Origin of the sequence: Shewanella sp. ALD9 (genome assembly GCF_002836315.1) — a bacterium.
In the GTDB taxonomy this organism is placed as follows: Bacteria; Pseudomonadota; Gammaproteobacteria; order Enterobacterales; family Shewanellaceae; genus Shewanella.
Genome location: NZ_PJCD01000041.1, coordinates 89,297 through 116,294, shown reverse-complemented (window position 1 = coordinate 116,294; position 26,998 = coordinate 89,297). Strand labels below are relative to the sequence as shown.

The following is a 26,998-nucleotide window of genomic DNA, read 5'->3' as shown; positions in this document are numbered from 1 at the left end:
ATGCGCTAAATAAACTACTTTTTACGCCATGTGGTGCCGCTAGGGCCACCATCTTCTAACTCAACGCCTAACTCATTCAAGCGATCGCGAGCAACATCCGCAGCAGGCCAATCTTTTTCAGTACGGGCACGGTTACGTTCAACGATAAGCGCTTCAATCTCTGCCACTTCATCGTCACTGCCCTCCCCCTTAAAGAAAGCTTCTGGCGTCTGGCTGATAAGGCCAAGCACATCTGCTAATTGCTTCAAGCTGACACCTAATGCCGATGCTGCTGCCATATCGGTTGTTTTAAGACGATTGATTTCACGTACCATCTCAAATAACACGGAATAGGCTTCAGGAGTATTAAAGTCGTCATCCATTGCCGACTTAAACTTGGCTACAAACGGTTCAGCAGGCGCAGCATCAACAGTTAAGTCTAAACCTTTAAGTGCTGTATATAAACGCTCTAGTGCTGCACGAGCTTGCTTTAAATTGTCTTCAGAATAATTTAACTGACTACGATAATGACCGGATAATAAGAAGTAACGTACCGTTTCAGCATCATAATGCTTAAGCACATCTCGAATGGTAAAAAAGTTGTCTAATGATTTAGACATTTTTTCACGGTCAACCATCACCATTCCGGTGTGCATCCAGTAATTCACATACGGAGTATCGTGAGCACAGCAAGACTGCGCAATTTCATTTTCATGATGTGGAAACTGTAAATCAGAGCCGCCACCATGAATATCAAAATGTAAGCCTAAATGCTTACTGTTCATGGCAGAACATTCAATGTGCCAACCTGGACGACCAGGACCCCAAGGTGATTCCCAGGTTGGTTCACCCGGTTTTGACATTTTCCATAACACAAAGTCCATAGGATTGCGTTTAGCATTATCTATCTCAACGCGAGCACCGGCTTGAAGCTGGTCTAGGTTTTGACCTGACAACTGTCCATACTCAGGGAATGAGGCAACACTGAATAATACATCGCCATTGCTGGCTACATAGGCATGGTCGCGATCGAGTAAACGCTGAACCATATCGATAATTTCTTCAATATGTAACGTTGCTCGAGGCTCAAAATCTGGACGTTTCATGTTCAAGGCATCAAAGTCTTGGTGCATTTCGGCGATCAAACGCTCAGTAAGCGACTCACAAGATTCGTTGTTTTCAGCGGCCCGTTTGATAATTTTGTCATCAACATCGGTAATGTTACGCTGAAAATTCACCTCATAACCGATATAACGTAAATAACGCACTATCATGTCAAACGAAACAAAGGTACGCCCGTGACCAATATGACATAAATCGTAAATGGTCACGCCACAGACGTACATTCCGATTTTACCTGGATTTATTGGTTTAAATTCTTGTTTATCACGGCTAATACTATTGTAAATCTTTAACATCGATTGTTCTCTTTTACACTAATTTATAACGGGAAATGTTAATGCTGAGTTTAGCATGATGTCACCTGTTTTGAACACTGCACTTTATGCGGCAGTTAAGATAAGTTAGAATCGCGCAAATTATTATTTTCAAGTGAGACAACATGATTACTTTACATACCAATATGGGCGATATTACTTTACAGCTAAATGAAGAAAAAGCGCCAATTACCGCGGCTAACTTTATGCAGTATGTTGAAGATGGTTTTTTTGAAGGTACTATTTTTCACCGTGTTATTGACGGCTTTATGATCCAAGGTGGTGGTTTCACTGAAGATATGAGCCAAAAAAGTGTTAAAGCATCAATCAAAAATGAAGCCAACAATGGTTTATCTAACCGTAAAGGCACTGTTGCCATGGCACGTACTTCTGATCCGCATTCAGCGACAGCACAGTTTTTTGTTAACGTGAAAGACAATACTTTCCTTGATTTTAAATCAGAAACTTCACAGGGCTGGGGTTACTGTGTATTTGGTGAAGTGGTTGAAGGTTTAGACATTATTGAAACAATCAAAAATGTTGCCACTGGTAATAATGGTATGCATCAAGATGTACCATTAGAAGCCATTGTGATCAAAAGCGTTAGCGTTAAAGCGTAATTTTGAAGAAAACAATCTTCGTAGGCGATTTGCACTTAAGTGCAGATCGCCCAGATATTACACAAGCCTTCATCTATTTTCTAAACCATGGTTTAGACAATACTGAAGCGCTTTATATCATCGGTGATCTATTCGAAGTTTGGATGGGTGATGATATTGCAGAACCCTTTACCATTGCCATTGCTGAAGCAATCAAAACAGTATCGAACTCAATACCTGTATATTTTATTCATGGTAATCGTGATTTTATGGTTGGCAAACAATTTTGCCTACGAGCAGGCATGAAAATATTACCTGAAGTCTATTGTATCAACTTGTACGGTGTTAATACTGTGATTTTACACGGTGACAGCCTTTGTACCCTTGATATTGCTTACCAGCGATTCAGGCGCTTTAGAAGTCTTGATATAGTGCGTTGGGTCTACTCTCACCTACCTAAAAAAACACGCTTAAACATTGCCGCAAAAATTCGTCAAAAAAGTGTTCAAGGTAATCAGCAAAAACATTATGAAATCATGGATGTTGAGTCAAGTGCGGTAACCGCGCTACTGGCTCGTACTGATTGTCAAAGAATGATCCATGGTCATACTCATCGCCCTGCTATACATCAACTCACTGCACAAGAACAACGTGTTGTGGTCGGTGATTGGTATACTCAAGGCAGCGTGCTAAACGTCAGCGAGAAAGGTTGCGAGTTAGTAACATTACCCTTTTCCGAAACAAACTAGGCTCACTAAACAGTATCAACGTTGATATCATCAGTGAGTCTTGGTTTATATCTCGCAATTGTGGGCTATTGTGGCGGTAAACCACTGTGAAAACGAAACTCGCTATCTTCTGTCAAAATTAATTCCATTTCTTTTTCGCGAAAATAATCAATGCGTTCACTGATATCTTCACCGGCAATATCCTCAGCAAGAGCCAAATAATCTTGAAAATGTCGCGCTTCTGATCGAAGTAATGAAGTATAAAACTTAGCGAGTTCATCATCTAAATGCGGCGCAAGTTTGGCAAATCGTTCACATGACCGCGCTTCAATAAACGCGCCAATTATTAACTTATCAATTAACGTAAGTGGCTCATGAGTCCGCATATGAATAATTAACTGTTTGGCGTAACGACCGGCACGAATATTACTGTAATCAATACCACGCGCAGTCATAATCTGTAAAACTTGTTCGAAATGATGAAACTCTTCTTTAATCAAACGAACCATTTTACTCATTAAATCAGTGCTGTTAGTGAGGTTTTTATTGACTATTAATTCACTAGTGATGTCGTTCTTTTTACTGTCGCGGGCTAAAAACTCGAGGGCATTACGGTCTTGTTGATAAACAAAATCTTCATAAGGCTTAGCCCAGGTCTTCAATAGATGTGAACTACTCTTGTCAATCGCATATTTGCGGATCATTAACATTGCAGTTTGCGCAGCTTTAAGCTCACAGTTGCAATGGTCAATCAGCAACGCGGTGAGTTGTTCAGGTTGTTTAGCTTGTTCGACCCAACGGTTTGGTGTCTCACAACCTAAAAAGTCGTAAATAGGGACAAGTAATTGCTGCATAAAATGGATAATCCTCTCAAAAATCTATGTTCATTTTACCTTTAGAGCGATCTTTTCTGAAACCAAAAACGTAATACAACTTGACGAAAGTCTATTTATGTTCAATAAATAAGCTGAGCATCTAATTTAACGATTTAATAACAGATGCCATCGATCACCTTAAATGATGATTCTAAATTGGGATAGAGTCATAACTTAACAACATAGATGTTGGCAATAGAACGATCTCAGTGTTATGCCAACACCATTCCCCTGTTGATAAGTAGATGTGGACTGATTAAGGCGATTGGTAAAAAGCTGTAGTCAGTTCGTCGTTGTTTGGCGAGCTAGGTCAAAAATGCTAAACAAGGATAACTATAATGGTATTGAATCACTTAATGGGACTTTACACTCATCCAAAAAAAGAGTGGCACACAATTGAAAAGAATCACGAAGCGCTAAAGAGCAGCTTGAGTCATGTATTGCTTATCGCGCTGATCCCTGCAATTTGTGCTTATTTTGCAACCGCACACATTGGTTGGCATCCCGGAGCTGGAGAACTTCTATTCCTAACCTCAAAAAGCGCACTATTCATGTCAGTTGGGATGTATTTCGGCTTAATTATTGGTGTTATGGCTCTCGCGTATTTAGCATATTGGATGGGCAAAACATTTGATGCGGATCCAACTTATACTCAAGCTCTCGAATTAGCGTCTTATACTGCAACCCCATTATTTATGGTTGGTTTGGCAGCACTCTACCCCGTGTTATGGTTCATTATGATCGTCGGCTTGATTGGCTTGTCTTATTCGGTTTACCTGCTGTATGCCGGTGTCCCTATTATTATGAATATCCCGGAAGAAAAGGGTTTCATTTACGCTAGCTCAGTGGTTACTGCGGGACTTGTGTTATTAGTTGCGCTGATGGCCAGTAGTGTTATTTTATGGAGCATTGGTTTTGGGCCAATGATGCAATAATTTATTGATTATTGATTATTGATTATTGACTATTGAAAAAATAAAACAAAAAAGGCGCATTTAGCGCCTTTTTTGTGATTCCATAATGCTAATTACGCAAAGGTATCTCTTAACGGTACCGTTAAGTTAAACACTAAATGTTCAGCGCTTGAATCTTTACTGTCTGCACAGAAATAGCCTTCTCGCTCAAATTGAAACGCTTTCTCAGCCGGCGCATTGACTAAGCCAGGTTCAGCGAGTCCCTTCACTACTGTGAGTGAATTGGGATTTAGCACTTCATCAACAGTTTCAAAAGCTGCAGGATTTTCACTGGTAAATAAACGTTCGTACAAGCGAAACTCAGCAGGTTTCGCTGTTGAGGCTTCAACCCAATGAATCACCCCTTTAACTTTACGTCCATCTGCAGGGTTTTTACCTAATGTATCAGCATCGTAAGTACAATAGACGGTGGTAATATTACCATCTGCATCTTTGTCACAACGTTCAGCTTTGATGATATAGGCATTACGTAAACGGACTTCTTTACCTAAAACAAGTCGTTTAAAGTGCTTATTAGCTTCTTCTTTAAAATCTTCAACATCAATGAATAACTCACGTCCAAATGTCAGCTCACGAGTGCCCATGGCTTCATTGTTTGGATGAGCTGCAGCAATAATGGTTTCGGTTTCAGTATCTGAATAGTTCTCAATGATAACTTTTATCGGTCTTAACACGGCCATCGCACGAGGTGCATGTTCGTTTAATTCTTCACGAATACACGCATCTAACATGCCGACTTCAATTAAGTTTTCTTGCTTGGTAACACCAATACGTAAGCAGAACTCGCGAATAGAAGCTGATGTGTAACCACGACGACGTAACCCAGCGATAGTTGGCATACGGGGATCGTCCCAGCCATCAACCAGTTTGCGTGTGACTAAATCGTTTAGTTTACGCTTAGACATCAAGGTGTATTCAAGATTTAAGCGTGAAAACTCATATTGACGAGTGCGATTTGGTGCTTGGAAATCATTTAAATGATCTAGTACCCAGTCATATAAACGACGGTTATCTTGAAACTCTAAAGTACAAATCGAATGAGTGATATTCTCAATAGCATCAGAGATACAATGAGTAAAATCGTACATTGGGTAAATGCACCACTTGTCGCCTGTTTGATGATGATGAGCAAATCGAATACGATAAATAATAGGATCGCGCATACACATGAAAGGTGATGCCATATCAATTTTGGCACGCAGTGCACACTCACCTTCTTTGAACTCACCTTTACGCATTTTCTCAAATAACGCGAGGTTTTCCTCAACACTGGTGTCACGGTATGGGCTGTTTTTACCTGGCTCTTTTAATGAACCTCGGTACTCTCTGGTTTGTTCGCCATTTAAGAAACAAACGTACGCCAACCCTTTGGTAATGAGCTCAACTGCATATTGATGTAGTTGATCAAAATAGTTTGATGAATAACGGATATCGCCAGACCATTCAAAGCCTAACCAACGCACGTCTTCCTGAATAGACTTAACATAATTGATGTCTTCTTTTTCAGGGTTTGTATCATCAAAACGTAAGTTACATTGACCTTGATAATCTTTTGCAATACCAAAATTTAAGCAAATAGATTTAGCATGGCCAATATGTAAATACCCGTTAGGTTCTGGTGGAAAACGTGTATGTACTTGGCTGTGCTTACCGCTTTTTAGGTCTTCGTCTATGATATTACGAATGAAGTTACTTGGACGTACTTCGGTGTCCACATGACTCATGGAATTCCTCTTGGCGCACAATGGCAATATGAATAAAAATAGATGATCCTACAGATCTTAAGTAGTTACAACTGCTAGCACTGAAAAAGTTAGCTTGTTAAAGCAAATAAACCCAGCAAAGCCGGGTTTATTGTTTAAATCAATCATCAATGCGGTTAACTATTCCGTGACAATACGTATTCCAGGAATAATTTGTTGTGCTTTGCGACCTTTCTTATTCAACCAGAAATAAAACACAACCAAGGCCGCGGCAAAGAAACAGATCCAACCAGCAGACTGCACCGGATGCTGAGTAAATGTAGCCCCCTGATAAACCACCGTTGCAGAACCATAGGCTAATGAAAATGTCCAAATAGCAGCAAAACGGGCCCACTTAGCACCAAACTCATGTACCAAAGCTCCCATTGCTGCCACACAAGGCGTATAAAGCAAGATGAACAACAAGTATGAGAATGCGGCGATCTGGCTTTTAAAGCCTGTTTGAAGCGCACTGAAGGTAGATGTATCAACAGATAACTCCATTGCTGCTTCATCTAAATCTGTGATACCTGCTATCGCAATTGATAATGGGTCACCAGGTTCAATACCTAATAAGTTTGTTGGAATTGTCGCTAAGCCGACTTTAACACTGTCCCAAATAGACAATAACTCTTCATCATCACCTGCTGAGGTGCTGTATAAACTGTTTAATGTACCGACTACGGCTTCTTTAGCAAAAATGCCGGTAATAATACCAACCGTTGCAGCCCAATTGTCTTGTTCTATTCCCATAGGAGAAAACAGCGGTGTGATTTGTTGGCTAGCAACACTGAGCAAAGACTCTTTACTGTCTTCATGACCGAAAGATCCATCTGTGCCAATAGCATTAACAAAGTTAAGCAGTGTCACCACAATAATGATGGTTTTACCGGCGCCCATAATAAAGCTTTTAGTTCGTTTAGTCGTACGAGACAACACAGCTTTAGACTTAGGCATTTCGTAGCTTGGCAATTCCATAACAACTGCACTGCTTGTGCCCGGCAATACCGTTTTGCGCAGTAGCAAACCGGTGCCAATAGCGGCAAAAATACCAATGATGTACAGTAAAAACACCAAATTCTGGCCTGATTGAGGGAAAAAGGCCGCGGCAAATAAGGCATAAACAGGCAATCGAGCACTACAAGACATGAAAGGCGCCATCATACCGGTAACGATACGTTCACGCTCACTGCCTAATGTTCTGGTTGCCATAATGGCAGGAACCGAACAACCAAAACCAACAATCATTGGCACAAAGGCTTTACCTGGTAAGCCAATACGGCGCATCAAGCCATCAACCACAAATGCTGCACGAGCCATGTATCCAGATGCTTCTAGTACTGAAAGGGCCAGAAATAATGCAGCAACAACAGGAATAAACGTCGCGACAGTTTGGATGCCTTGGCCAACACCGCCAGCTAAAATAGTCACCAGCCAATCAGGCGCTCCAATTGATGACAACAAGGCGCCAAAATGGTCAACAAAAATAGCTCCAGCGGTAATATCGAAGAAATCGATAAAAGAATTACCCACGTTAATACTGAATAAAAACATTAGGTACATAACAAATAAGAAAATAGGAATACCCAACACCGGGTGTAACACTACTTTATCAAGCCTATCTGTGGCGCTTATGTGTTTACCTTGATTTACTGATGCCTCAAACACCTGTTGCACAAAATCGTATCGGGTTGTGGCGATCATAATATCGATGTCTTCGCCGGCTTGCTCTACTCGTAAAGTGCACTGCTTTACTGTGTCGTGTAATTGTACTTCACTTGTTCCACAGCCATCTCCATGGCTATTGGCTAAAATAGCAAGTGCCTGCCCACGGCTCAGCTCAGTAAGACCTTGGCTATCATTTTGCATCTGCAGTGCAGTTACACTTGCTTCAATATCAGTGTGGTACTGCAACATTAATGATTGTACAGAGTCACCTTTTTCCAGCAGTGACATTAATTCAGCTTGTAGTTGTTCTACATCGGCTTGATTTCGTGAGCAAATTGCAACAACAGGACAACCTAAACGTACTGACATGTCGTCAACATTAATGTTGATCCCCAGCTTTTTAGCTGCATCAATTTTATTAATAACAACAATAATCGGAATACCTAACTCACGTAATTGGGTGGTTAAATACAGATGACGTTCAACATTTGTGGCATCAACTAGGTTGATGATTGCATCGACTTGTTGATTAGAAAGATAAGCTTGAGCAATTTGTTCGTCTAATGAACAATCGCAGCTATTGCCTGCGGGAAGTAAATCGTAAATGCCTGGGAGATCGGTAAGAAAAATATCCGTCCCTGAATAATTTATCTTACCCGTTTTTTTTTCGACGGTAACACCCGACCAATTGCCAACCTGCTGGCTTGCACCAGTAAGTGCATTAAAAAGAGTCGATTTACCAGCATTGGGATTACCCACGGTGACACAATGAAATTGTTTAGTCATTTTTGAGCACTACCTCGATGATATCGGCTAAATCACAACGCATACATAATTTACTGCCACGTAAATCTAATTCAACACCCGAGCCCATAGGGGCTCTTCGTATAAAATGAAAACGAGTATTGGGTGTAATGCCCATGGATAACAATTTACGTTTAACAGTTTGCGGTAACGTTAATTGACCTATTTCAGAGATAATCGCCTGATCACCAGGCTTAAGTTCACTCAGCTTCATGTAACACTACCTTCAACAACATTAATAACGTTAAAAATTTTATCGGAACTAAACAAGTTAAACTCAAATCTAGATCAAAGTTTCACTTGTTAACGAGAATAGTTTTCAGTTGTATTACGTATTATGTGACAAATGCCCGTTAGAATATAGTGCGACAAAGATTTTATTTTGTTTTGAGGCTAAACGGACTAAAAATTGGTCACGTTCTCTGTGCGGTCAACAACCCCATGTAACAATCATCGGTCCATTTACCATCTATACAGTTATTCTGTTTTAGCACCCCTTCCAAAACAAACCCCACCTTCTCTAATACATTACGTGAAGCAATGTTTTCTTGAGCACAAACGCCAATGTATTTATGCATACTGAATTGTAGAGCACCCCAATCAGTTACCGCGCGTAAGCTTTCACTAGCGAACCCTAATCCTTGCTGTTCTGGCGCAATGAGATAGCCTACTTCTGCCCGCCTTAGCTGTGCATCATCACATCTAAAACCAATAAGTCCCACGGCCTGACTATTATCAATTCGCTCAATAACAAGCGTTAACCAATCTCCTGACTCAAAAAGCCATACCGCTTTACGCTGCTCAAATTTAGAGACAATATCTGATTCAGATTCAATGTTTCTAATATGCTGATTAACACCTTTATCAAGATGTAAACGTAAAAAAAATGCCCAATCTCTACTGTGCAAATTTCGTAATTTCAGCCGATCACTATAAAGATTTATGTCCATATACCCTCTAGTTTTTTTCAATAAAAATGGCAGCCTAAGCTGCCATTATTTATCACGGACTCAATAATGACTAGCCGCGACTGGTCACTTCAAGTAAATGAAAACCAAATTGAGTTTTTACTGGGCCTTGAACAACATTTAATGGTGCACTAAATACCACTTCGTCAAATTCTTTAACCATCATGCCTGGTCCAAAAGAACCTAACTCGCCACCCTGCGCACCAGATGGGCAAGAAGAATTTGCCTTGGCTACGTCAGCAAAATCAGCACCTGCTTCGATCTGTTGCTTGAGTGATTCGCATTGTTCCTGAGTGCTTACGAGTAAGTGTCTAGCAGTTGCTTGTACCATAATTTGGCTCCTAAAATATAATATAAAATAAAAATGTAACACTAACATAATGACAGAACGATGACATACATAAGTCACCGTCCTTTTTACGGCATTTATTTGGCTAGTTCAGCTTTTATCCAATCAGCAATTTTGTTTTCCATCACCGCCATTGGTAATGATCCTGACGTGAGTAATTGATCATGAAAACCTTTTAAATCAAATTTTTCACCCAAGGCCTTTTCTGCATCCGCTCGTAAGCGCAAAATAGTTAACTGACCGACTTTGTAAGATAGTGCTTGGCCTGGTATGGCCATGTAACGCTCCACTTCTGCAACAATATCAGACTCAGCCATTGGAGAATTGTCTTTCATGTATTGAATAGCTTGTTCACGACTCCAGCCTTTCGCATGAAGTCCTGTATCTACGACTAAGCGCATTGCTCTTAACATTTCATCAGATAACTTGCCGAAATACTGATATGGGTCGTTAAATACGCCCATCTCAATCCCTAAGTACTCTGCATACAACGCCCAACCTTCTTCAAATGCAGTGTAACCCTGGAAGCGCTGAAACTGTGGAACATCAGTTAACTCTTGCTTAATCGCAATCTGAAAATGATGACCGGGAGCAGCTTCGTGCAATGACAAGGTTGTCATACCCCATTTGGGTTGTGCTTTTAAGTTGTAAGTATTGATATAAAAAACACCTGGGCGTGAACCGTCAACTGCTGGTGATTCATACGATGCGCCAGCGGCAGATTTCTCACGAAAACTCTCTACAGGCTTAACAATATAATCAGCTTTGGGCATCACATTAAAATACTGAGGCAATACTTGATTTATATGTTCTTTAATCGTCATATAGCCATCAATTAAATCTTGTCGGTCAGTAAAAAAGTACTGCGGCTCTGAAGATAAAGAAGCAAAAAATGCAGTTAAATCACCTTTAAAACCAACTTGTTCTCTGACCTTGTCCATCTCAGATAGAATGCGTGCAACCTCAGAAAGACCAATTTGATGAATTTCATCCACTGACAAAGTTGTTGTTGTATGGCTATTAGCTAAATGTTGATACCAATCTTTACCATTTGGCAGTCCCCACCAACCATCTGAAGCACGAGAATTGGGTAAATATACATCTTTTACATAGTCTCGTAACTGAGTCAATGCAGGTAATAGTTCAGAATCAATAAGTTGCGAGTATTCAGTGGTTAATTGTGTTTTTTGCTCAGCAGTAAAGCTTTCTGGCAGTAAATTAATTGGGGAATAAAACAAACTACTCTGTGCATCTGTAACAAGTTGAGCGTCTAACTGAGGAATAATCCGCTCGACAAGCACTCGAGGTAGTACAACTTTACTTTCTATACCTTCATCCATACGTTGCTGTGCAAGTTTAGTCCAGTTAATAAACCCACGTAAGCGGCCTAACCAATTTTGATAATCTTCAACAGTCTTAAATGGTTGAGCACTTTCACCACTGCCCAACTGGACCATAGTAAATACTGTGCTATAAAACTGATTAATAGGTAAGAAGTACTCTGGATAAGTTTCGCCAATAAGCTCCATATTACGATCATAAATAAACATGTCGTAACTCAACTTAAGTGATGCAGGAAGCTTATCAACATCAATCGTTTTAGCTTGACTAAAGTAACGGCTATTTAAATTATGACGAGCCTTTAAATACTCTTCAGTTAATGCTCCACCGAATTGGTCGTTATAGTCATTAACTCCCACAAAGGTGGCGTAAATCGGCTCAAGCTTTAATTGATCATTAAAAAAATTATCAACCATTGCCAAATACTGCTCTGAGGCAGATTGAGGCATAACGGCAGCACTAGGTTCGGCGGGGGTTTCAGGCGTAGATGAGACAGTAGTCGCTTCAGAACAACCTTGAGCGACCAATAATAAGGACACAGTCAATGCCAGCAATGTTTTATTCATTTTTATTATTCCTTAACACAATTTAACTCACGCCTTATTAGCGTGTCGATTTATCTCGATGTAACTCACCTTAGCTCAGGATAAAAACAGTTATCAAACGCTCCTTGTCTGGCTAACTGTTTTATATCGACTTGCAATAGACTAGCTATTGACGCGTCAATACGCCTTGTTAGCAAAACAAATGACCAGTTTGATATGACATAGGACAAATGTTGTCATTTTGCCTTACTTATCCAATCTCTTAACCCGAGTCGAGGTTAACTATTTAATCTCGATAAAAATATGATTTAGTTATTACGCTTAAAAAAAACAGGATATGGGGGTTTCATTACCACGTATGAGTAGCCTAATTAGAAGTGAATTTATCTCACGCCCAATCACCACTACTCTACACCTGAGCATATTATTAGATAGCACAACATAAGCTCTCACTAACAATGCCCGACCTTGTCTACTTAAGTGTATAAAATACACTTACAATCAGGCTTACTCGTTCTGGATAACGGATTTCCAATATGTAATATCGTTACTATATGCCATACATGACTAAGCAGACATCATCATTTCACTTATTGTATCTTTGCATGGCGGTACATGAAACTAAACTTCATCAAATACACACTATCTAACAATTTATTGATTTCAAATATCAGTCAATACGTTAATTGAACAAGATTCGAGCCATTAATACAGCAAAATTAATAGCCTAAATACAATAAGAAAGATGAGATAATTTTCATGAGAAAATAAAAAAGCCCCTAAAAAGGGGCTTTTTAAATCAAGCTTAGATTAAAGCGTTACGTTGTGAATCCGAGCTTTTTCTTTGATATAAGAAATATAGCTCTTAGCACTGCGTTCAGTCTTTTTATCATTAGCAGCAAGAACTGCACGGTTATAAGCAGACTTGTACTTTTTAAGGCTCAAGTATGCTAAAGCTAGCTCAAATTGAGCTTCACCCGGGTTATCAATACCAGCATCAAGTGCTTTTTTAAGCACCGGAATAGCTTCATTGTATTTTTGTTCTAAAGCAAGAATACGACCTTGTTTTAAATACAGTTCACCCTTATTACTAACTGCAGCAGCTTTGCCATAATAGTAAGCAGCTTCTTTTAGCTCTTTAGCATTATGATAAAAACCAGCGAGTGTAGTTAAACTCTTCTCGCTTTCAACAACTAAACCAGACTTCATGTGCTTTTCAAAAATGGTAGCAGCTTTATAAGGCGAACCTTTTTGCGCTAACAATTGAGCCAAACGAGTAATATTACTGTCCGTCTCTAAAAAGCCATTTTTATATGCTAAATCATATGTTGCTAGTGATTTATCATAGTCTTCAGTCATCAAGTAAAACTGAGCTAACTGAACCCAGAGACGTTTGTCGTCTTGGAACAAAGGCACCATAGTTTCTAACACTTTTACGGCTTCTTTGTACTTTTTCTGGTTGAAGAAAGCGGTTAACTTCATTTGATACAAGCCTTTATCAGGCGATTCAGCTAAAGTTAAACCTTTGTCAGCAACTTGCAGTACTTTATTCCAATCTTTTAACTCAGTGTAGGCAATACCAATTCGACGATACATTTGCGCATCAGCCTTACAGGTAAAATCCATCCACTTGTAATAATATGGAATCGCTTCTTTAAACTGTTTCTCTTGTAATAACAAATCAGCATACAAACGCATTGTTGCAGCATGATCTGTACCACCAAGAATGTCAGCATCAACAGCAGTCTTTAAATATTTGATTGCTGTCTTCATCTGACCTTTTTCAGCATAGAAGTTACCTAACATACGATCGACATACGCTTTGTCGAAATCGTTTTTAGCATTAGCCTCAAGCAAAATTGCAATCGCTTGGTCTAAATTCCCTTCGGTATATGCTTCAAAAGATTTTTGAACTTTTTTTGCAGCGCTTTCGCCAACAGCACGAGATTGACGTTTGTCAATCTCACACTTTTCCGCAGCAACTACAGAGTTAGACAATAATGCACTTCCGCAGACTGAAAGTAATAACGCTGTAGCGATACTAGTAACTTTACGCATTATCTACCTCCCTTCTCTAGTGTGAAGTCCAGTTGTACTGTCATACCACTTTGTCTTAATGGCTTGCCATCGACAATCTTTGGTTTGTATTTCCATTTTTTCAATGCGCGAATCGCTTCACGATCGAATAAACGCTTAGGTTCAGCTTTGATAACAGAAACGTCATCAACACCACCTAGTTCGTTAATTGTAAAGGTAAGTTGAACCCAACCCTCTTTACCATCACGAGCAGCAGCAATTGGATACTGGGGCTCAATACGAACAATAGGGGTAGCATCACCATCACGGGTCATCATGTTACCAAGCTTGAAACCAGTACTTGGTCCACCAGATTCGATTCCACCCATATTGAACGCCATATTAGTGTCAATATTAGATGATGAATCAGGCGGAGTAGTATCCGGCTTCGGTGGCTGCTCCGGTGGTGGAGGTGGCTTAGGTGTAACCCTTGGTTTTTTCTGTGCCTTCGAATCCTGTTTATCCATCGTAATTTCAATAACAGGGGATTCCACTGAGTCGCCGTTGCGTTGTGCGCCGCCGCCGACCAGGAAAGCCATGAAAGCAAACAGCCCAAAAGTCACTGCAGCACCAATGATTATTGATACGAGTGCTCTTAGCATATTACTCATTCCCCGCTGATACTGAAATTTTATCGATACCTGCAGCTTTAACGTTATCAAGCACTTTAACGACTAAACCATGTAAAGCGTCTTTGTCTGCTTGAATCAGTACGGCTGCTTCAGGTGCTTCCGCCAACATACGTTCTACGTTTGCAGTTACACGTTCGATATCAACCTGACGATTTTCCATCATAATGACACCAGTTTTACTGATACCAATAAAGATGTTCGCCGAAGGTTTAGACGTAGCCTGTGACGCTTTAGGCTTGTTATAGTCTAAGCCTGATGGCTTAACAAACGATGTTGTTACAATAAAGAAGATCAGCATGATAAACACGATGTCTAGCATCGGGGTCATATCAATTTGCGCTTCCTCTTCCATAGTGGAATGCTTCTTACGTGCCATGTTCAATCTCTCTCTAGTGGTGAGGCATGCTGTCTTTTAGCTTTTCTAAACTGATTCTCATTTTTGAGTCTAAACGTGTGCTAAAGAAAACACCCGATAGAGCTGCAACCATTCCTGCCATTGTCGGCATTGTGGCCATAGAGATACCAGCGGCCATTAAACGAGCATTACTCGTCCCCTGAACTGCCATCACATCGAATACTGAAATCATACCGGTTACAGTACCTAATAGACCAATCATTGGACAAATGGCTACTAGGGTTTTGATTAACAGCATACGTGCATTCAAATCTTGCTTCGCTTGGGATACCCAAGCTTCACGGATACGGTGAGCATGCCAAGAAGTTGTTTCTTCTCTTGCTTCCCATGAGGCGATAACGGCTTGATGTTGTTTTGGAGATATCCAATTTAGATACCAATAACGTTCAAGCATTAACACCCACATTAGGAATAGCACAGCTGCAACCAGCCAGAGGACATCGCCTCCGGAGGCCATGAAGCCCCTGACGGAATCCCATACGTCCATCAGGATTAGCATCATTAGTCAGCCCTCTTCTCAGCATGTTCTGCAATGATACCGGCACTTTGTTCTTCAAGAACTTGAACAATAGACTTACTACGAGCAACTACGATTGCATGTAATAACATTAGAGGCAATGCAGCGATAAGACCTTGAACAGTCGTAATAAGCGCCATAGAAATACCGCCAGCCATCAATTTAGGGTCACCAGTACCGAATAATTGAATAGATTGGAAGGTTGCGATCATACCGGTAACCGTACCCAATAGACCCATCATAGGAGCGATAGCTGCAATAACTTTGATGATTGAAATACGAGCTTCTAAAGCTGGTGTTTCTTTTAAGATAGCTTCATCAAGTTTTAGCTCAAGCGTTTCAACATCAACATCTTTATTTGACTGGTATACTTTAAGAATACGACCTAAAGCGTTGTTACCAGGGTTTTCGATGTTTTTACGTTGGCTATTAACTTTAGTACCAATGATAGTCAGAGTCACTAAACGCTCAACCGCAATCAACATACCTAATGCTAACAATGCAAGAATGATGTAACCAATCGTTCCACCGGCTTCTAAACGATCTTCTAAACTAGCTTTGTTAGTAAAGATGTTTAGTAACACGCCACGAGCTGGATCGATATAGAAAGGAGCAACACCTGAAGTAGTATTTTCCCACGTATCAACGGCACTAACCTGGTAGCCTTCTGGTTGCTGTGATAATTGTTGAATTAAACCAAGTTCAGGTTTGTAAACAACATATTTACCTTCAGCAGTTAAGTTGAAAGGACCTACACGGTGAATTGCAGTATTTACTACATTGCCATCGATAGCAGTAACATCACCATCAAATTTAACAACTTTACCTGACTCAACCATTTCAAATAACTGTGCTTCCCAAAATTGTTCTAACTCTTCAATTTTAGGCAGTGATTTACGTGCACCCAATTCAGCAATAAAGGTGTCACGACCAGGAAACTGAGCACTGATGTTAGACGCAGCTAACTTACCAGCGAAATCACCGGCTTCACCTTTAACAACACCAAACATTTCACCCAAGTCACCTTGAGCAGTTTTTAAGTCTTCTTCTAACTGAGCAATTTTACGCTCGTTGTCCAAGAATGCTTGGTTCAAATCTTTGCCACGTTGCTTTTCAGCAGACAGGGCATTTTTTTCACGCTTAAGTAATTCAGCTTTATCGCCACGTTCCGCTTGAAACTCTCTTTCACGCTTAGCGTTTGTCTTACCTTCGTTAGCTCGGTCGGCTTTAACTTGCTGTAACAGTTGACCGATAGTTTTTGGTGCATCTGCAGCAGAAACCATACCAGCTGTTAAAGAGAAAGTTGCAGCTACTAGCACTGATGTAATTAACTTCTTCATTATTGTGCAGTCTCCGCAGCAGGAATTGGTAATGCGAATAGGTCTAGAGCGCCTTGCTTACGAGCAATGCGGATACCTTTAGTAATATCACGTAGGTAGCTATCGTCTAACTTATTCCAAGACTTCGCATCTGCGTCGTACATCCATGCTATTTTCTGATCCAAGCTCTGTGCATAAAGTGCAACGCGGCCTAAATTGAAGAAATCAACTAGCACTTCTTTACCGTCTAGATCTAACTTACCGGTATGAACTGCTACAAAGCTACCATACTCACGCTCAATGCTATAAGCATCAAGGATTAGACGGTATTTTTCTGCCAATGTAACTTCAGCAGTATCAAGGATATCTTTTAAATTCTTAACACGATTCTGACGAGTCTCAATGTTAAATGGTAAATCTAAATTTACGAACTGCTCTAAAGCGTCAACCATTTTAAACATTAATGGCACAACACCCTGACGAAGTTTATCCACGCCGTTGATATCAGTTTGAATTAAATCAAGTGAATTTTGTTGATCAGCTACCAAGCCTGCAACGTAATCATTATATGCTTTCAATGACTCACGCTCATCAGCTACGCTGCCATACTCAAAAAGCATGTCTTGTGCTTGGTCAAAATATTTGTCGACTTTCTGTTGTGACGCAGCTGAAGCAGCATTAAGGCTGCTATCTGCTTTTTGAACGTCAGCTAGAGGATCTGCAACAACGAAGTTGCTACCAGCTAAAGCCAGAGCGCCAACAAGTGCAGTAGCGATTTTTGTTCTATTGCTTACCTTGGACATAGTTCCCAACCAATTTGAAGTGAATTAAAAAGTTCAACTTTGCAAAATAACGATGATCTAAAATTGTTAATCAATGTTACTTCAACTAAGCACGTCTTTTTCTTGTGATTGTTAGTTTTTCTTCCCTTTTCTACACCTATTAAAGCGTAGACCCGTTGGCATCATTTCACAAAATGTTGACCTATGTCAACATTTGCAAAGTTTAAAAACTTGTGGAAAGAGCTGTTAGAGGCGTTAATGTTGTCGAAAGGTTAATAAATAAACGTCTTCAACATAAATGTGTCGTAATTTAATGCTAAGAGAAAAATATTACTTGTTTTTATTCAATTAGTTATAAAATGTTGTCAATTCAATAATACAATGTATTTAGCCTTTTCCTCATTACTAAATAAATTTTGAACCATGTAAATACCAGCCTAAGACTTCATTTCGTTCATTATTTAATACTTTGAGTTCATTTAATATCATATTATTTTGGTGAAATTTAGCTATAAATGTTGCCAATTTAGTTTCATCAAATGAAGCGTTCACTAACTCAGCTAACCGTAGTCTTAACGTATCCATTTGTATTGTAATAAATTCAATAAATTCTAACTTTTTTGCAACAGGCCAAAATAATCCAGCTTTGAAAAACTGAGCCACGAAACGCATTAAATCACAATCCTGAGCGGCCGACTCATCAAACATGACTAATAATTTAATCAAGTGATTGATTTCTGCTCTAATTTGCTCACATTGAAGGTCTTTCTTAATTCGCTCAACATCTTCTTGATTGCTGATATTGCCCATGGCATTTGCCATTTTAGCTAAACAATTAATTAATAAATTGACTTCTGCTTTATCAATTAACGTCAAAATCCTTCTATTACGGTTAAGGATCATTGAACGATTATGATGACAAACAATAACAAATTGGCCATCGTCCTTTAATACTCTAGCCGCTTCTTCAAGTGACTGCTCGACATTTGAATACTCAAAACCAAATTGAGATATATAAAGGTCAACGGAGTTGGGTTCAAAAGGAAGTTGTTCGCAGCGAGTATTAGACATTAAGGCTATGTCTATATTTTGATTGTTGTTACTTACTGAGTTGGCTAAAGTAACCTCTGCTAAATCAACACCAATAACCTTACCCGTTAGCTCACCTTTTGATAACCCATCTCGTAATAACAGCGGTAACGAACCATTACCCGTGCCAACATCAACTACCAAAAAGCCTTCTGTAAGAGCGCTAAATACCGGCTCCCATACACTTTTTAATACACCTTCGTAATTACCTGATAATGCCTCACCGAATGAAGTTGTGTGTCCTTGCTGCCAATATTCACTCCAGTGACTATTCATTTAAACTCCCCTCTTAACCACAACATATTGCTACATAATATACCAAGTAAAAAGGCTCCCGAGGGAGCCTTTCTTATATCTAATTAATAACTAATCAGAATTTAGAACTTAAGTGTATAACTTGCACGATATTCACGACCGTAGTTGTTATACAGGTCAGGATTATCGTATGTGCCTACAGAGCTCAATACTGGATCTTCATCTGTTAGGTTATTGATACCTAACAATACAGAACCATAATTACCTGCGTCATATACATAACTTAGGTTATGGATTAACCATGAATCTAAGTGACCAGTAGCATCATCTTCATATGTAGATGATGTATAGCTCATGTTCCAAGACAGTCTATGGTCGCCCATGCTGTAATTAGTAGTGAAGTTAGACTTGTAGTCAGGTGAACCATTCCAACCAGCGATATCAACCGCTGCAGAACCACCTTCAACTTCTTCGATATAATCTAGCACAAAACTGTTGTTCCAGTTGAAGCCGATATCACCGATTGCAGTTTCAAACTTAGCGTTTAACGCTACGTCAATACCAGTAATTTCTAGCTTGTCACCGTTACCATAACCAGTACCGACTTCTAAAGCACGACCTAATGAACCATCAGCGCCATTAGGTGCACGATTAACGTAGAAAGTTTCATTTTCTACTAGCGTACCAGCAGCAACACCACGCATAACGTTAGTAATTGTGCGGCTGTTAATAACATCATCGATGTTCAGGTTAAAGTAATCAACCTTGATCCCGATGTCATCAACGATATCCCAAGCAACGCCTAAGTTTATGTACTCAGATGTTTCAGGACCTAAGCCAGTGTTAGCACGAATATATGTGTCGTACTGTTTTGAACTACAATCTGCAGCAGAGATACCAGCAGATTCACAGAACGGGTAATCGGTACCTGTATCAGCACTGAATGTTGTTGCTGCGTATAACTGGTTTAGAGAAGGTGCGCGGAATGCTTCTGAGTAAGATGCACGTACTACTACGTTCTCAAGCGCTTGCCAGCGAATAGATGCTTTTGGCGCTACGTTGTCACCAAAATCACTGTAGTCATCGTAACGAGCTGCAAGGTTTAATTCAATGTCATCTGTTAACGGTAGAACCGCTTCATAGAACATTGCCCATACTTGACGATCGCCACCTGCAGAGTTACCCGCACTACCACCGACTAAGCCAGCTTCAGACTGTGCGTCATACACTTCGCTAAACTGTTGGTCGAAATATTCCATACCTACGTAATGTGCAACTGCACCACCTGGTAATTCGAATGCATCAAAACCAATACCACCACTGTACTGATCAAAAGTAGCACGGCCTTGTGTTAACGTCGTGGCTTTCATGTTATTGACGCCAGCTTCAGAGCCTAAATCAATACCATTAGCTTGGTTATAAGCAAGACCAGAATAGCTTAAGTAGTACTCACCGATAGATTTGTTATCGGCGATATTGTGATGGTAGTAAACTTCCCATTCAGCATCGTTTAGTGCACTAATAGTACCGCGTAAACCTGTTAGGTAATCTTGGTTGTAATCGTCTACGTTACCGTCACGAGTACCGATACCCACCCAACGGAAATAACCTGTTGTTTCTTCACCGTATGGGTTATTTGGGTTGTCTGCAGCCATGCTATTCCAAGCTGCAGCTGGAGGCGCGTAACGACCAAACGAGTTACCTTGAGTTACCATTACACGACCAAACCATTCTACGTCTTCTGCAACTTCATAGTTAGCATCAACATATACTGTATTACGCTCTGTAGATGCTTTGTTATAAGAAACGTTAGCAAACGCATACATACAGTAAGTAGAGCCAGCTCCACCCCAATCGTTGTCTGCTTTAACAGTTTGGAATACATTTGAACCGTATTCTGATTCTAAGTCATCACATAATAGTGATGCTTGAGCAGTAGAGAAATCAGGTGCGGCAACTGTTGCGCCATAGATACTCCAACCTGCAGTTTCTTCGTAAGCTTGGATTTCACCATCGCCATTGAAGTCTGTCATGCTCGCCGCAGTATATGGACGATCTGCGTCTGAAATACCTTTACGGTCTTGATGGTCGAATGAGAAAGTAATGTTACCTTTATCCATTTGATAACCAGCAACAACCGAGAATTCTTTACTTGTTAAACCACCGTCCTGGTCGCGTGAGCCACCACCAACGTTGAATTCAATACCCTGGTAATTCTTTTTCATGATGATGTTAACAACACCAGCAATTGCATCAGAACCATAAGTAGAAGATGCGCCGTCAGTAAGAATGTCGATACGTTCTACTGCAGCCATAGGAATAGCGTTCAAGTTAGCAGATGCACCACCTAGCGTTGGTGAACCTGGGAAACGCTTACCATCAATAAGTACTAAAGTACGGCTTGAGCCTGCACCACGTAAGTTGATAGTTGCTTGAGATTGTGCAGAACTACCTGAACGCTCAGAGAATGATCCGAAAGAGTTCAAGTTACTGTTACGAAGTGCATCAGCAACTGTAAAGTTACCTTCCATCTTCATATCTTCAGTTGTAATGGTCGTAATTGGCGAAGCGCCTTCAAGGTCAGAACGCTTAATGCGCGAACCAGTAACCTCAATACGTTCTACTTTTGCGCCATCTTCATCAGCAGCAAAAACTGCTGGCGAAGCAAATGCAGCTGCTGCTGCACCACTGATCAGTGCTAAACGCACCGACTTAGCTAATACGTTCTTATGCATTGTCTATCTCCCTGGACTTTTTTATGTCTTTCTTATAATGCTAACAACCTTTTTAGGTGTTAGTTCAATGAGGGGATGCAACAAAAAACAATCACAACCTCTCAACTACAGGTGCAATAAAATCACATTTGAAACAACTAATCAACATTTGAAGTGTCGTAAGCGCAAAAGTTAATCAAATGTAACAACTTTAACTGTTAAGAAATATGAACAGGTAATTTTTTTTAACCTTATAAACAATAAGTTAAAGTTGTTTAGTTATTGTCGAAATAACATACCAAGTCTAAAGTTAAAAAATTAACCTATTGTTTTAAATAACTATTAATCTGGAGAAGGTAGTTTTTTACTACTTCTGGTAAACATAAAAATGTTAAGTGTTAATAAATAAGGCTATGTAAGTAATTGCTTAACATTAATCGTCTAGATAAATCTTCGTAGATTGGGTTTGCGAGGTTTGTGCGTCATCAAACAATGCTTGATTGCCTTTACTAAATTAAGAACGTAAGGACACGAAGAAAAACAAGCAATGTTAATTAACATTGAAAACATAAGATTGGGGTGTTGGTAAGTTAACTTATAGCAATAGAAGTTGATTATTCACCAGTGAGTCAAAGCTATGGCCACACAGTTGTAGAATGGGCTCCGCGATAGGTTGAATTTGTTTACAAATATAGTATTCATAATCAATATTTTGTGGTTTTGCTTCTATGGCTTGTGCACCAGTGAGTGTCATTATATATCGAATCTGTTGTCCTTTTCGGGTAACACTTACGTCACCGAGTAGTTCGGCAAGCTGTTTTGCGGCTTTAACATGGGGTGACGACTTTGCGGTATAATCTTCAACATTGCGTCTTAATCGCTTTTTAAAAATAAGTTCATTGTCTCGAGCACCGCACTTAATTGCCGCCAGCTCGTTACTCAAATAATCAATAACATCCTCGCCCTTGAAAAACAATTCATATAAATGGTACTGCATCCTTCTTGCTATAGGGCTCCAGTCACTCCTCACCTGCTCCATACCTTTAAAGGTTAGAGTTAATTGTTGCTGATCATTTGACACTGCGCCGACATAACGCTTTTTACTGCCTTCATCCGAGCCCCTTAAGGTAGGCATAATAAATTGTTCAAAGTGGGTTTCAAACTCCAGCTCAAGATAACTGTCTAATTGATATTCTTCTGCGCACCATGCAAGCCAACGTTCGGTTATTGATACAGAAAGATGTTTTCCAACCGCTTGGATATCTTTAATCCCATGATTATCTCCTAACCAGACAAAGGTAGAATCGGTGTCACCATAAATCACTTGATAACCGCACTCTTCTATCCATTGCTTAGTGAGTTTCATAATTTGATGACCGCGCATGGTAATCGAACTGGCTAACTTAGCATCATGAAATACACAACCTCGAGAGCCTAATACGCCATACAATGAGTTCATAATAATTTTTATCGCTTGCGATAACGGCGCATTTTTATCTCGTTTGGCCAGTTCTCTTTGCTCTGCAAGGCTGGCAACTAATGCAGGTAAAATAGGCGATTGCCGACTAAATTGAGCACCTAAATATCCAGCCACTGTCGTTGCATCACCTTTTACTTCACTCGCGTAGAGTCCTTCAACTAAGCCTTTAGGATCGATAAGAAATGTCCTAATAATCGACGGATATAGACTTTTAAAATCTAATACTAAAACATCTTTATAATAACCCGGTATAGAGGACATAACATATCCGCCAGGGCTTTCTAAACCTTGGCTCGCGGGTTGTGCGGGGGCCACAAAGCCACTTCGATGTAAGTGAGGTAAATACAAATGATAAAATGCCGCAATCGATGCACCCACGCGGCCGAACTCCAAGCCCGTTAACTTGGCGCGTTCAAGAGCAAAATCTAACAACTGTGTTTTTTCAAAAATATCCCACACTAGTCGGCAGTCGGTAATATTATAAAAAGCCAATGCATTTTTATCTTGTGCAAATAAATGAGTAATTTCTTGGCCACGATTTTCAACATGATCAATGGCTTTACCTTCGGCTAATAACTGCCTCGATACCGATTCTAACGAAAAACTATCAAACTGATAAAACGCCGCTTTAAGCCAATCAATACCATCCAAAACCACACGCCCAGGTAAAGATAATGTTTCCGGCCGATATTTGTCAGCCACTTTCCAGCTCAGTTCGCTATTACCTCTACCAATTAATAATGGAATTTGATGTAAAGCACAGCGTTTGAACAACAAGGCTAAATCAAAGGTCACTACTGCCCAGCCAATAATAATATCGGGGTCATAGTCGCTAAACCACGCTATTAAATGATGTATCAGTTCAATCTCATTTTTTACCCAAACAATGAAGTCATGACATTCTGCTTGCGGTTCGCCCACCATATACACACATTGATAATCGGCACCATATAAACCAACCGAATAAAGTTCACCCGTAAAACTGCACTCAAAATCCAGTGAAACCATCTTCAAAGGGATATCAACAAGTTCGTTAGCGGGCATTTTTCTAGCCCGATTAATCGATAACAAAGGCATCGTTGAAGTTGAATTACGCTGTTGATAATGCCCTGAACACTCAATATCTAAGGCAATAAATCGTTCTATAAGGTAGCGTTGCTCAGACCTAATATCGGCTTCAAATAAAGTAATACCGCTATCATTAGCTATGCGACTGAGTAATTTCAATTGGGTATTTGATTTAAGATACAAGGCACTGATAGGTTCATGTGCAAAGCTCATCAATGATATCGACTCAGCCTTAAGGGCAAAGCCGACTTTTTGACTTAATTGATTAACATCTTGCTGACGGCAGAAACAGATCACTTCACTGTGATACAGCTCTGCTAATACAGGTCCTTGAGCGGTTTTAATATAATATTGAAGCACTAATTGTCCATGCCGATAAATAGCATGACGAGTTAATACTCGTCCCTTCACATGATTATTGGTCGTTGGATTATCTGTCGGCGTCACAACGGGTTTGAATTCCGGCACAAGTTTACTCAATTTGATTTATTACTTCGTGGCATGCTAATTCACTGTTATTATGTACAGCATAATTCAGTCTATGTAGAAATCATACTTCCTATGCTACCGGATAACATAAAAAGTCAAATTCGCACCATTTATAAAGAAATTGCCGCATCTATGCCGCAATTTCGTTCTCGTCGCGAACAAAACTATATGGTAGCGGAAATATCAAAAACCTTAGCAGGCGAGTATGACAAAGACCGTCGTATCATTGTGGTTGAAGCGGGTACCGGCATTGGTAAATCTTTGTCTTATATCTTAGGGGCAATCCCTTTAGCCATCTCGAGTAAAAAGAAAGTCTGTATTGCCACTGCAACCGTGGCACTTCAAGAACAATTACTCCACAAAGATCTACCTCATTTTTTACAACAGTCTGGTATTGATTTTAAATTTGGTTTGGTAAAAGGTCGTCAGCGTTACGTATGTTTAGCCAAACTTGAAGCCATGATAGGGGCACAAGACAGCTCACAAATAGCCATATGGCAAACTAAACCCGACCAAAGTCAAATTAACGAATTACAAAAATTGCATCAAGATTTTCATCAAAAACGCTGGAATGGTGAAATTGATACTTTAAAACACCCTATTCCTGATTTCTTGTGGCAACAAATTTGCTGTGATAAACACAGCTGTCATCGTCAAGTATCGGCACACCATAATTGCCCGTTTCATAAAGCTCGTGAAGATGTGGACACTTGGGATGTACTCATTGTTAACCACAGTCTGTTATTTGCCGATTTAGAACTTGGCGGCGGCGTCATTTTACCAGAACCCGAAGACATGTTTTATGTTATCGACGAAGCTCATCACTTACCGATAGTTGCCAGAGATTTCTCCAGTGCTCAAGCCACACTTCGAGGAGCATGTGATTGGTTAGAAAAAGCATCGAAAACCTGTTCTAAGTTACAAAATCAACTCAAAACCACTCATATCATTGCCCCTGTACAGGCCATGCTTGACCACACCACAGAGTTAACCAATTTACTGACCCAGGTTGCTCACTTTTGTGATACCCAACCACAGTTATTCGCTAACCCTGAATCCAGGCTTCGTTTTGAACATGGCCAATTACCACAATCGTTATTAATACAGGCAGAAAATCTGGCTACTGCATCAGGTTCCGCGGTAAAGCAATTTAATAAAGTGGTATCAGTGTTAAATGAAGCAATAAAAGATGGTGAAGTGCCTAAACATCAGTCGGAAGGGTTGTTATCAGAAACTGGTTTTATTTTACAGCGGCTAGATAACTTACATAAATTATGGAAGATGATGGCCAAAGAGGACAGTAAAAAAGGCGCACCAATGGCGCGTTGGGCTGAATTAATTACTGGTAAACAACAAGATTATTTATTTTGTTCATCGCCTATAGAAGTGGGCTTTATGCTTGAATCTATGTTGTGGCAAAAAGCCGCTGGCGTGGTGTTGTGCAGTGCAACGCTTCGAGCCTTAAACAGCTTCAACCATTTTGCTCATCAAGTAGGCCTGTCAATGAATGATGGCAGCCGATTTTTAGCATTATTATCCCCTTTCGATTACGAAAATAATGCGACCTTATTTATACCTCAAATGGTTTGCGAACCTACGGACGAAAATTACACCACCGAACTTGCACAACATATTGTGACACTTATCGATGGTGAAATGGCCACATTAGTGCTGTTTGCCTCATATTGGCAAATGGATAAAGTGGTTGAGCTCGTCGAAGGTAAAATTCCCAAAGACCAGCTTTTTGTTCAAGGTGCTATTCCACGTCAACAAATATTAGAACAGCACAAAAAACGCTGTGATGAAGGTCTACCCAGTGTCATTTTCGGTACTGGCAGCTTTTCTGAAGGCCTCGATTTACCGGGCGATTACTTAACAAACTTAATCATTACCAAACTTCCGTTTGCGGTCCCGACCTCACCAGTAGAACAAGCTCACGCGGAATACTTAAAAGTAAAAGGCGGTAATCCATTTTTACAGCTGACAATTCCTGATGCTTCACGTAAATTAGTCCAAAGTTGTGGCCGACTGTTACGAAAAGAGCAAGATTATGGCCGAGTGACCATTTTAGACCGTCGTTTGGTCACTAAACGTTATGGCAAATCATTAATTGATGCCCTTCCTCCTTTTAGACGTGTTATTGAATAGGTATTG

At 40.1% G+C, this 26,998-nt stretch carries 21 protein-coding genes; 4 read left to right on the top strand and 17 right to left on the bottom strand.

Annotated features, from left to right (window positions below; genetic code table 11):
• Positions 1-14: 14 nt before the first annotated feature.
• On the bottom strand, positions 15-1,397 hold the full coding sequence (cysS, locus tag CXF88_RS17200; protein ID WP_101087832.1) for a cysteine--tRNA ligase: 1,383 nt from the start codon (positions 1,395-1,397) through the stop codon (positions 15-17).
• A gap of 143 nt (positions 1,398-1,540) precedes the next feature.
• Between cysS and CXF88_RS17195 the strand changes: the two genes are divergently transcribed.
• A complete protein-coding gene (locus CXF88_RS17195; RefSeq protein WP_011638050.1) occupies positions 1,541-2,035 on the top strand; it encodes a peptidylprolyl isomerase in 495 nt (164 codons plus the stop codon).
• 2 nt (positions 2,036-2,037) lie between these two features.
• The gene (locus CXF88_RS17190; RefSeq protein ID WP_101087830.1) at positions 2,038-2,763 is read left to right on the top strand and encodes a UDP-2,3-diacylglucosamine diphosphatase; all 726 of its coding nucleotides are present in this window, start codon (positions 2,038-2,040) and stop codon (positions 2,761-2,763) included.
• Positions 2,764-2,828: 65 nt separating this feature from the next.
• Here the strand turns inward: CXF88_RS17190 and miaE are convergent, their stop codons facing one another.
• Positions 2,829-3,596, bottom strand: coding sequence for a tRNA isopentenyl-2-thiomethyl-A-37 hydroxylase MiaE (miaE, locus tag CXF88_RS17185; RefSeq protein ID WP_101087828.1), 768 nt, complete (start codon positions 3,594-3,596; stop codon positions 2,829-2,831).
• Between the two features lie 359 nt (positions 3,597-3,955).
• Between miaE and CXF88_RS17180 the strand changes: the two genes are divergently transcribed.
• Positions 3,956-4,552, top strand: a complete 597-nt coding sequence (locus CXF88_RS17180) for a Yip1 family protein (RefSeq protein ID WP_011638064.1) — start codon at positions 3,956-3,958, stop codon at positions 4,550-4,552.
• A 92-nt stretch (positions 4,553-4,644) separates the two neighbouring features.
• On the opposite strand, the gene glnS is transcribed toward CXF88_RS17180, so the two are convergent.
• The 15 genes from glnS to CXF88_RS17105 all read right to left on the bottom strand — a co-directional run bounded on the left by glnS (position 4,645) and on the right by CXF88_RS17105 (position 24,823).
• A complete protein-coding gene (gene glnS, locus CXF88_RS17175) occupies positions 4,645-6,315 on the bottom strand; it encodes a glutamine--tRNA ligase (protein ID WP_101087826.1) in 1,671 nt (556 codons plus the stop codon).
• Positions 6,316-6,474: 159 nt separating this feature from the next.
• On the bottom strand, positions 6,475-8,787 hold the full coding sequence (gene feoB / locus CXF88_RS17170; protein ID WP_101087824.1) for a Fe(2+) transporter permease subunit FeoB: 2,313 nt from the start codon (positions 8,785-8,787) through the stop codon (positions 6,475-6,477).
• Complete coding sequence (locus CXF88_RS17165) at positions 8,780-9,019, bottom strand: FeoA family protein (RefSeq protein ID WP_011638067.1); 240 nt, start codon at positions 9,017-9,019, stop codon at positions 8,780-8,782. Before CXF88_RS17165 ends, feoB begins: the two co-directional genes overlap by 8 nt.
• Before the next feature lie 199 nt (positions 9,020-9,218).
• Positions 9,219-9,755 carry a GNAT family protein gene (locus tag CXF88_RS17160; protein WP_101087822.1) on the bottom strand — a complete coding sequence of 179 codons (537 nt, stop codon included), beginning with the start codon at positions 9,753-9,755 and terminating at the stop codon, positions 9,219-9,221.
• 70 nt (positions 9,756-9,825) lie between these two features.
• The gene (locus CXF88_RS17155) at positions 9,826-10,104 is read right to left on the bottom strand and encodes a peptidylprolyl isomerase (protein WP_101087820.1); all 279 of its coding nucleotides are present in this window, start codon (positions 10,102-10,104) and stop codon (positions 9,826-9,828) included.
• 95 nt (positions 10,105-10,199) lie between these two features.
• Entirely contained in the window at positions 10,200-12,029 is a 1,830-nt protein-coding gene (locus tag CXF88_RS17150; RefSeq protein WP_101087818.1) for a DUF885 domain-containing protein, read from the bottom strand.
• Between the two features lie 789 nt (positions 12,030-12,818).
• Positions 12,819-14,066: a tetratricopeptide repeat protein gene (locus CXF88_RS17145; protein ID WP_101087816.1), complete on the bottom strand. Its 1,248-nt coding sequence runs from the start codon at positions 14,064-14,066 to the stop codon at positions 12,819-12,821.
• Entirely contained in the window at positions 14,066-14,686 is a 621-nt protein-coding gene (locus CXF88_RS17140) for an energy transducer TonB (protein ID WP_101087814.1), read from the bottom strand. Before CXF88_RS17140 ends, CXF88_RS17145 begins: the two co-directional genes overlap by 1 nt.
• Before the next feature lies 1 nt (position 14,687).
• The gene (locus CXF88_RS17135) at positions 14,688-15,092 is read right to left on the bottom strand and encodes a biopolymer transporter ExbD (protein WP_011638073.1); all 405 of its coding nucleotides are present in this window, start codon (positions 15,090-15,092) and stop codon (positions 14,688-14,690) included.
• Positions 15,093-15,105: 13 nt separating this feature from the next.
• Positions 15,106-15,633 carry a MotA/TolQ/ExbB proton channel family protein gene (locus CXF88_RS17130; RefSeq protein ID WP_011638074.1) on the bottom strand — a complete coding sequence of 176 codons (528 nt, stop codon included), beginning with the start codon at positions 15,631-15,633 and terminating at the stop codon, positions 15,106-15,108.
• A complete protein-coding gene (locus CXF88_RS17125; protein ID WP_101087812.1) occupies positions 15,633-16,988 on the bottom strand; it encodes a MotA/TolQ/ExbB proton channel family protein in 1,356 nt (451 codons plus the stop codon). The genes CXF88_RS17130 and CXF88_RS17125 overlap by 1 nt, the downstream gene beginning before the upstream one ends.
• Entirely contained in the window at positions 16,988-17,770 is a 783-nt protein-coding gene (locus CXF88_RS17120; RefSeq protein ID WP_101087810.1) for a DUF3450 domain-containing protein, read from the bottom strand. The genes CXF88_RS17125 and CXF88_RS17120 overlap by 1 nt, the downstream gene beginning before the upstream one ends.
• Positions 17,771-18,154: 384 nt before the next feature.
• On the bottom strand, positions 18,155-19,114 hold the full coding sequence (locus tag CXF88_RS17115) for a class I SAM-dependent methyltransferase (RefSeq protein ID WP_101087808.1): 960 nt from the start codon (positions 19,112-19,114) through the stop codon (positions 18,155-18,157).
• 101 nt (positions 19,115-19,215) lie between these two features.
• On the bottom strand, positions 19,216-21,828 hold the full coding sequence (locus CXF88_RS17110) for a TonB-dependent receptor (protein WP_101087806.1): 2,613 nt from the start codon (positions 21,826-21,828) through the stop codon (positions 19,216-19,218).
• Between the two features lie 574 nt (positions 21,829-22,402).
• Complete coding sequence (locus CXF88_RS17105; RefSeq protein WP_242445190.1) at positions 22,403-24,823, bottom strand: DNA polymerase II; 2,421 nt, start codon at positions 24,821-24,823, stop codon at positions 22,403-22,405.
• A 93-nt stretch (positions 24,824-24,916) separates the two neighbouring features.
• Between CXF88_RS17105 and dinG the strand changes: the two genes are divergently transcribed.
• Entirely contained in the window at positions 24,917-26,992 is a 2,076-nt protein-coding gene (dinG, locus tag CXF88_RS17100; RefSeq protein WP_101087805.1) for an ATP-dependent DNA helicase DinG, read from the top strand.
• Positions 26,993-26,998 lie beyond the last annotated feature (6 nt).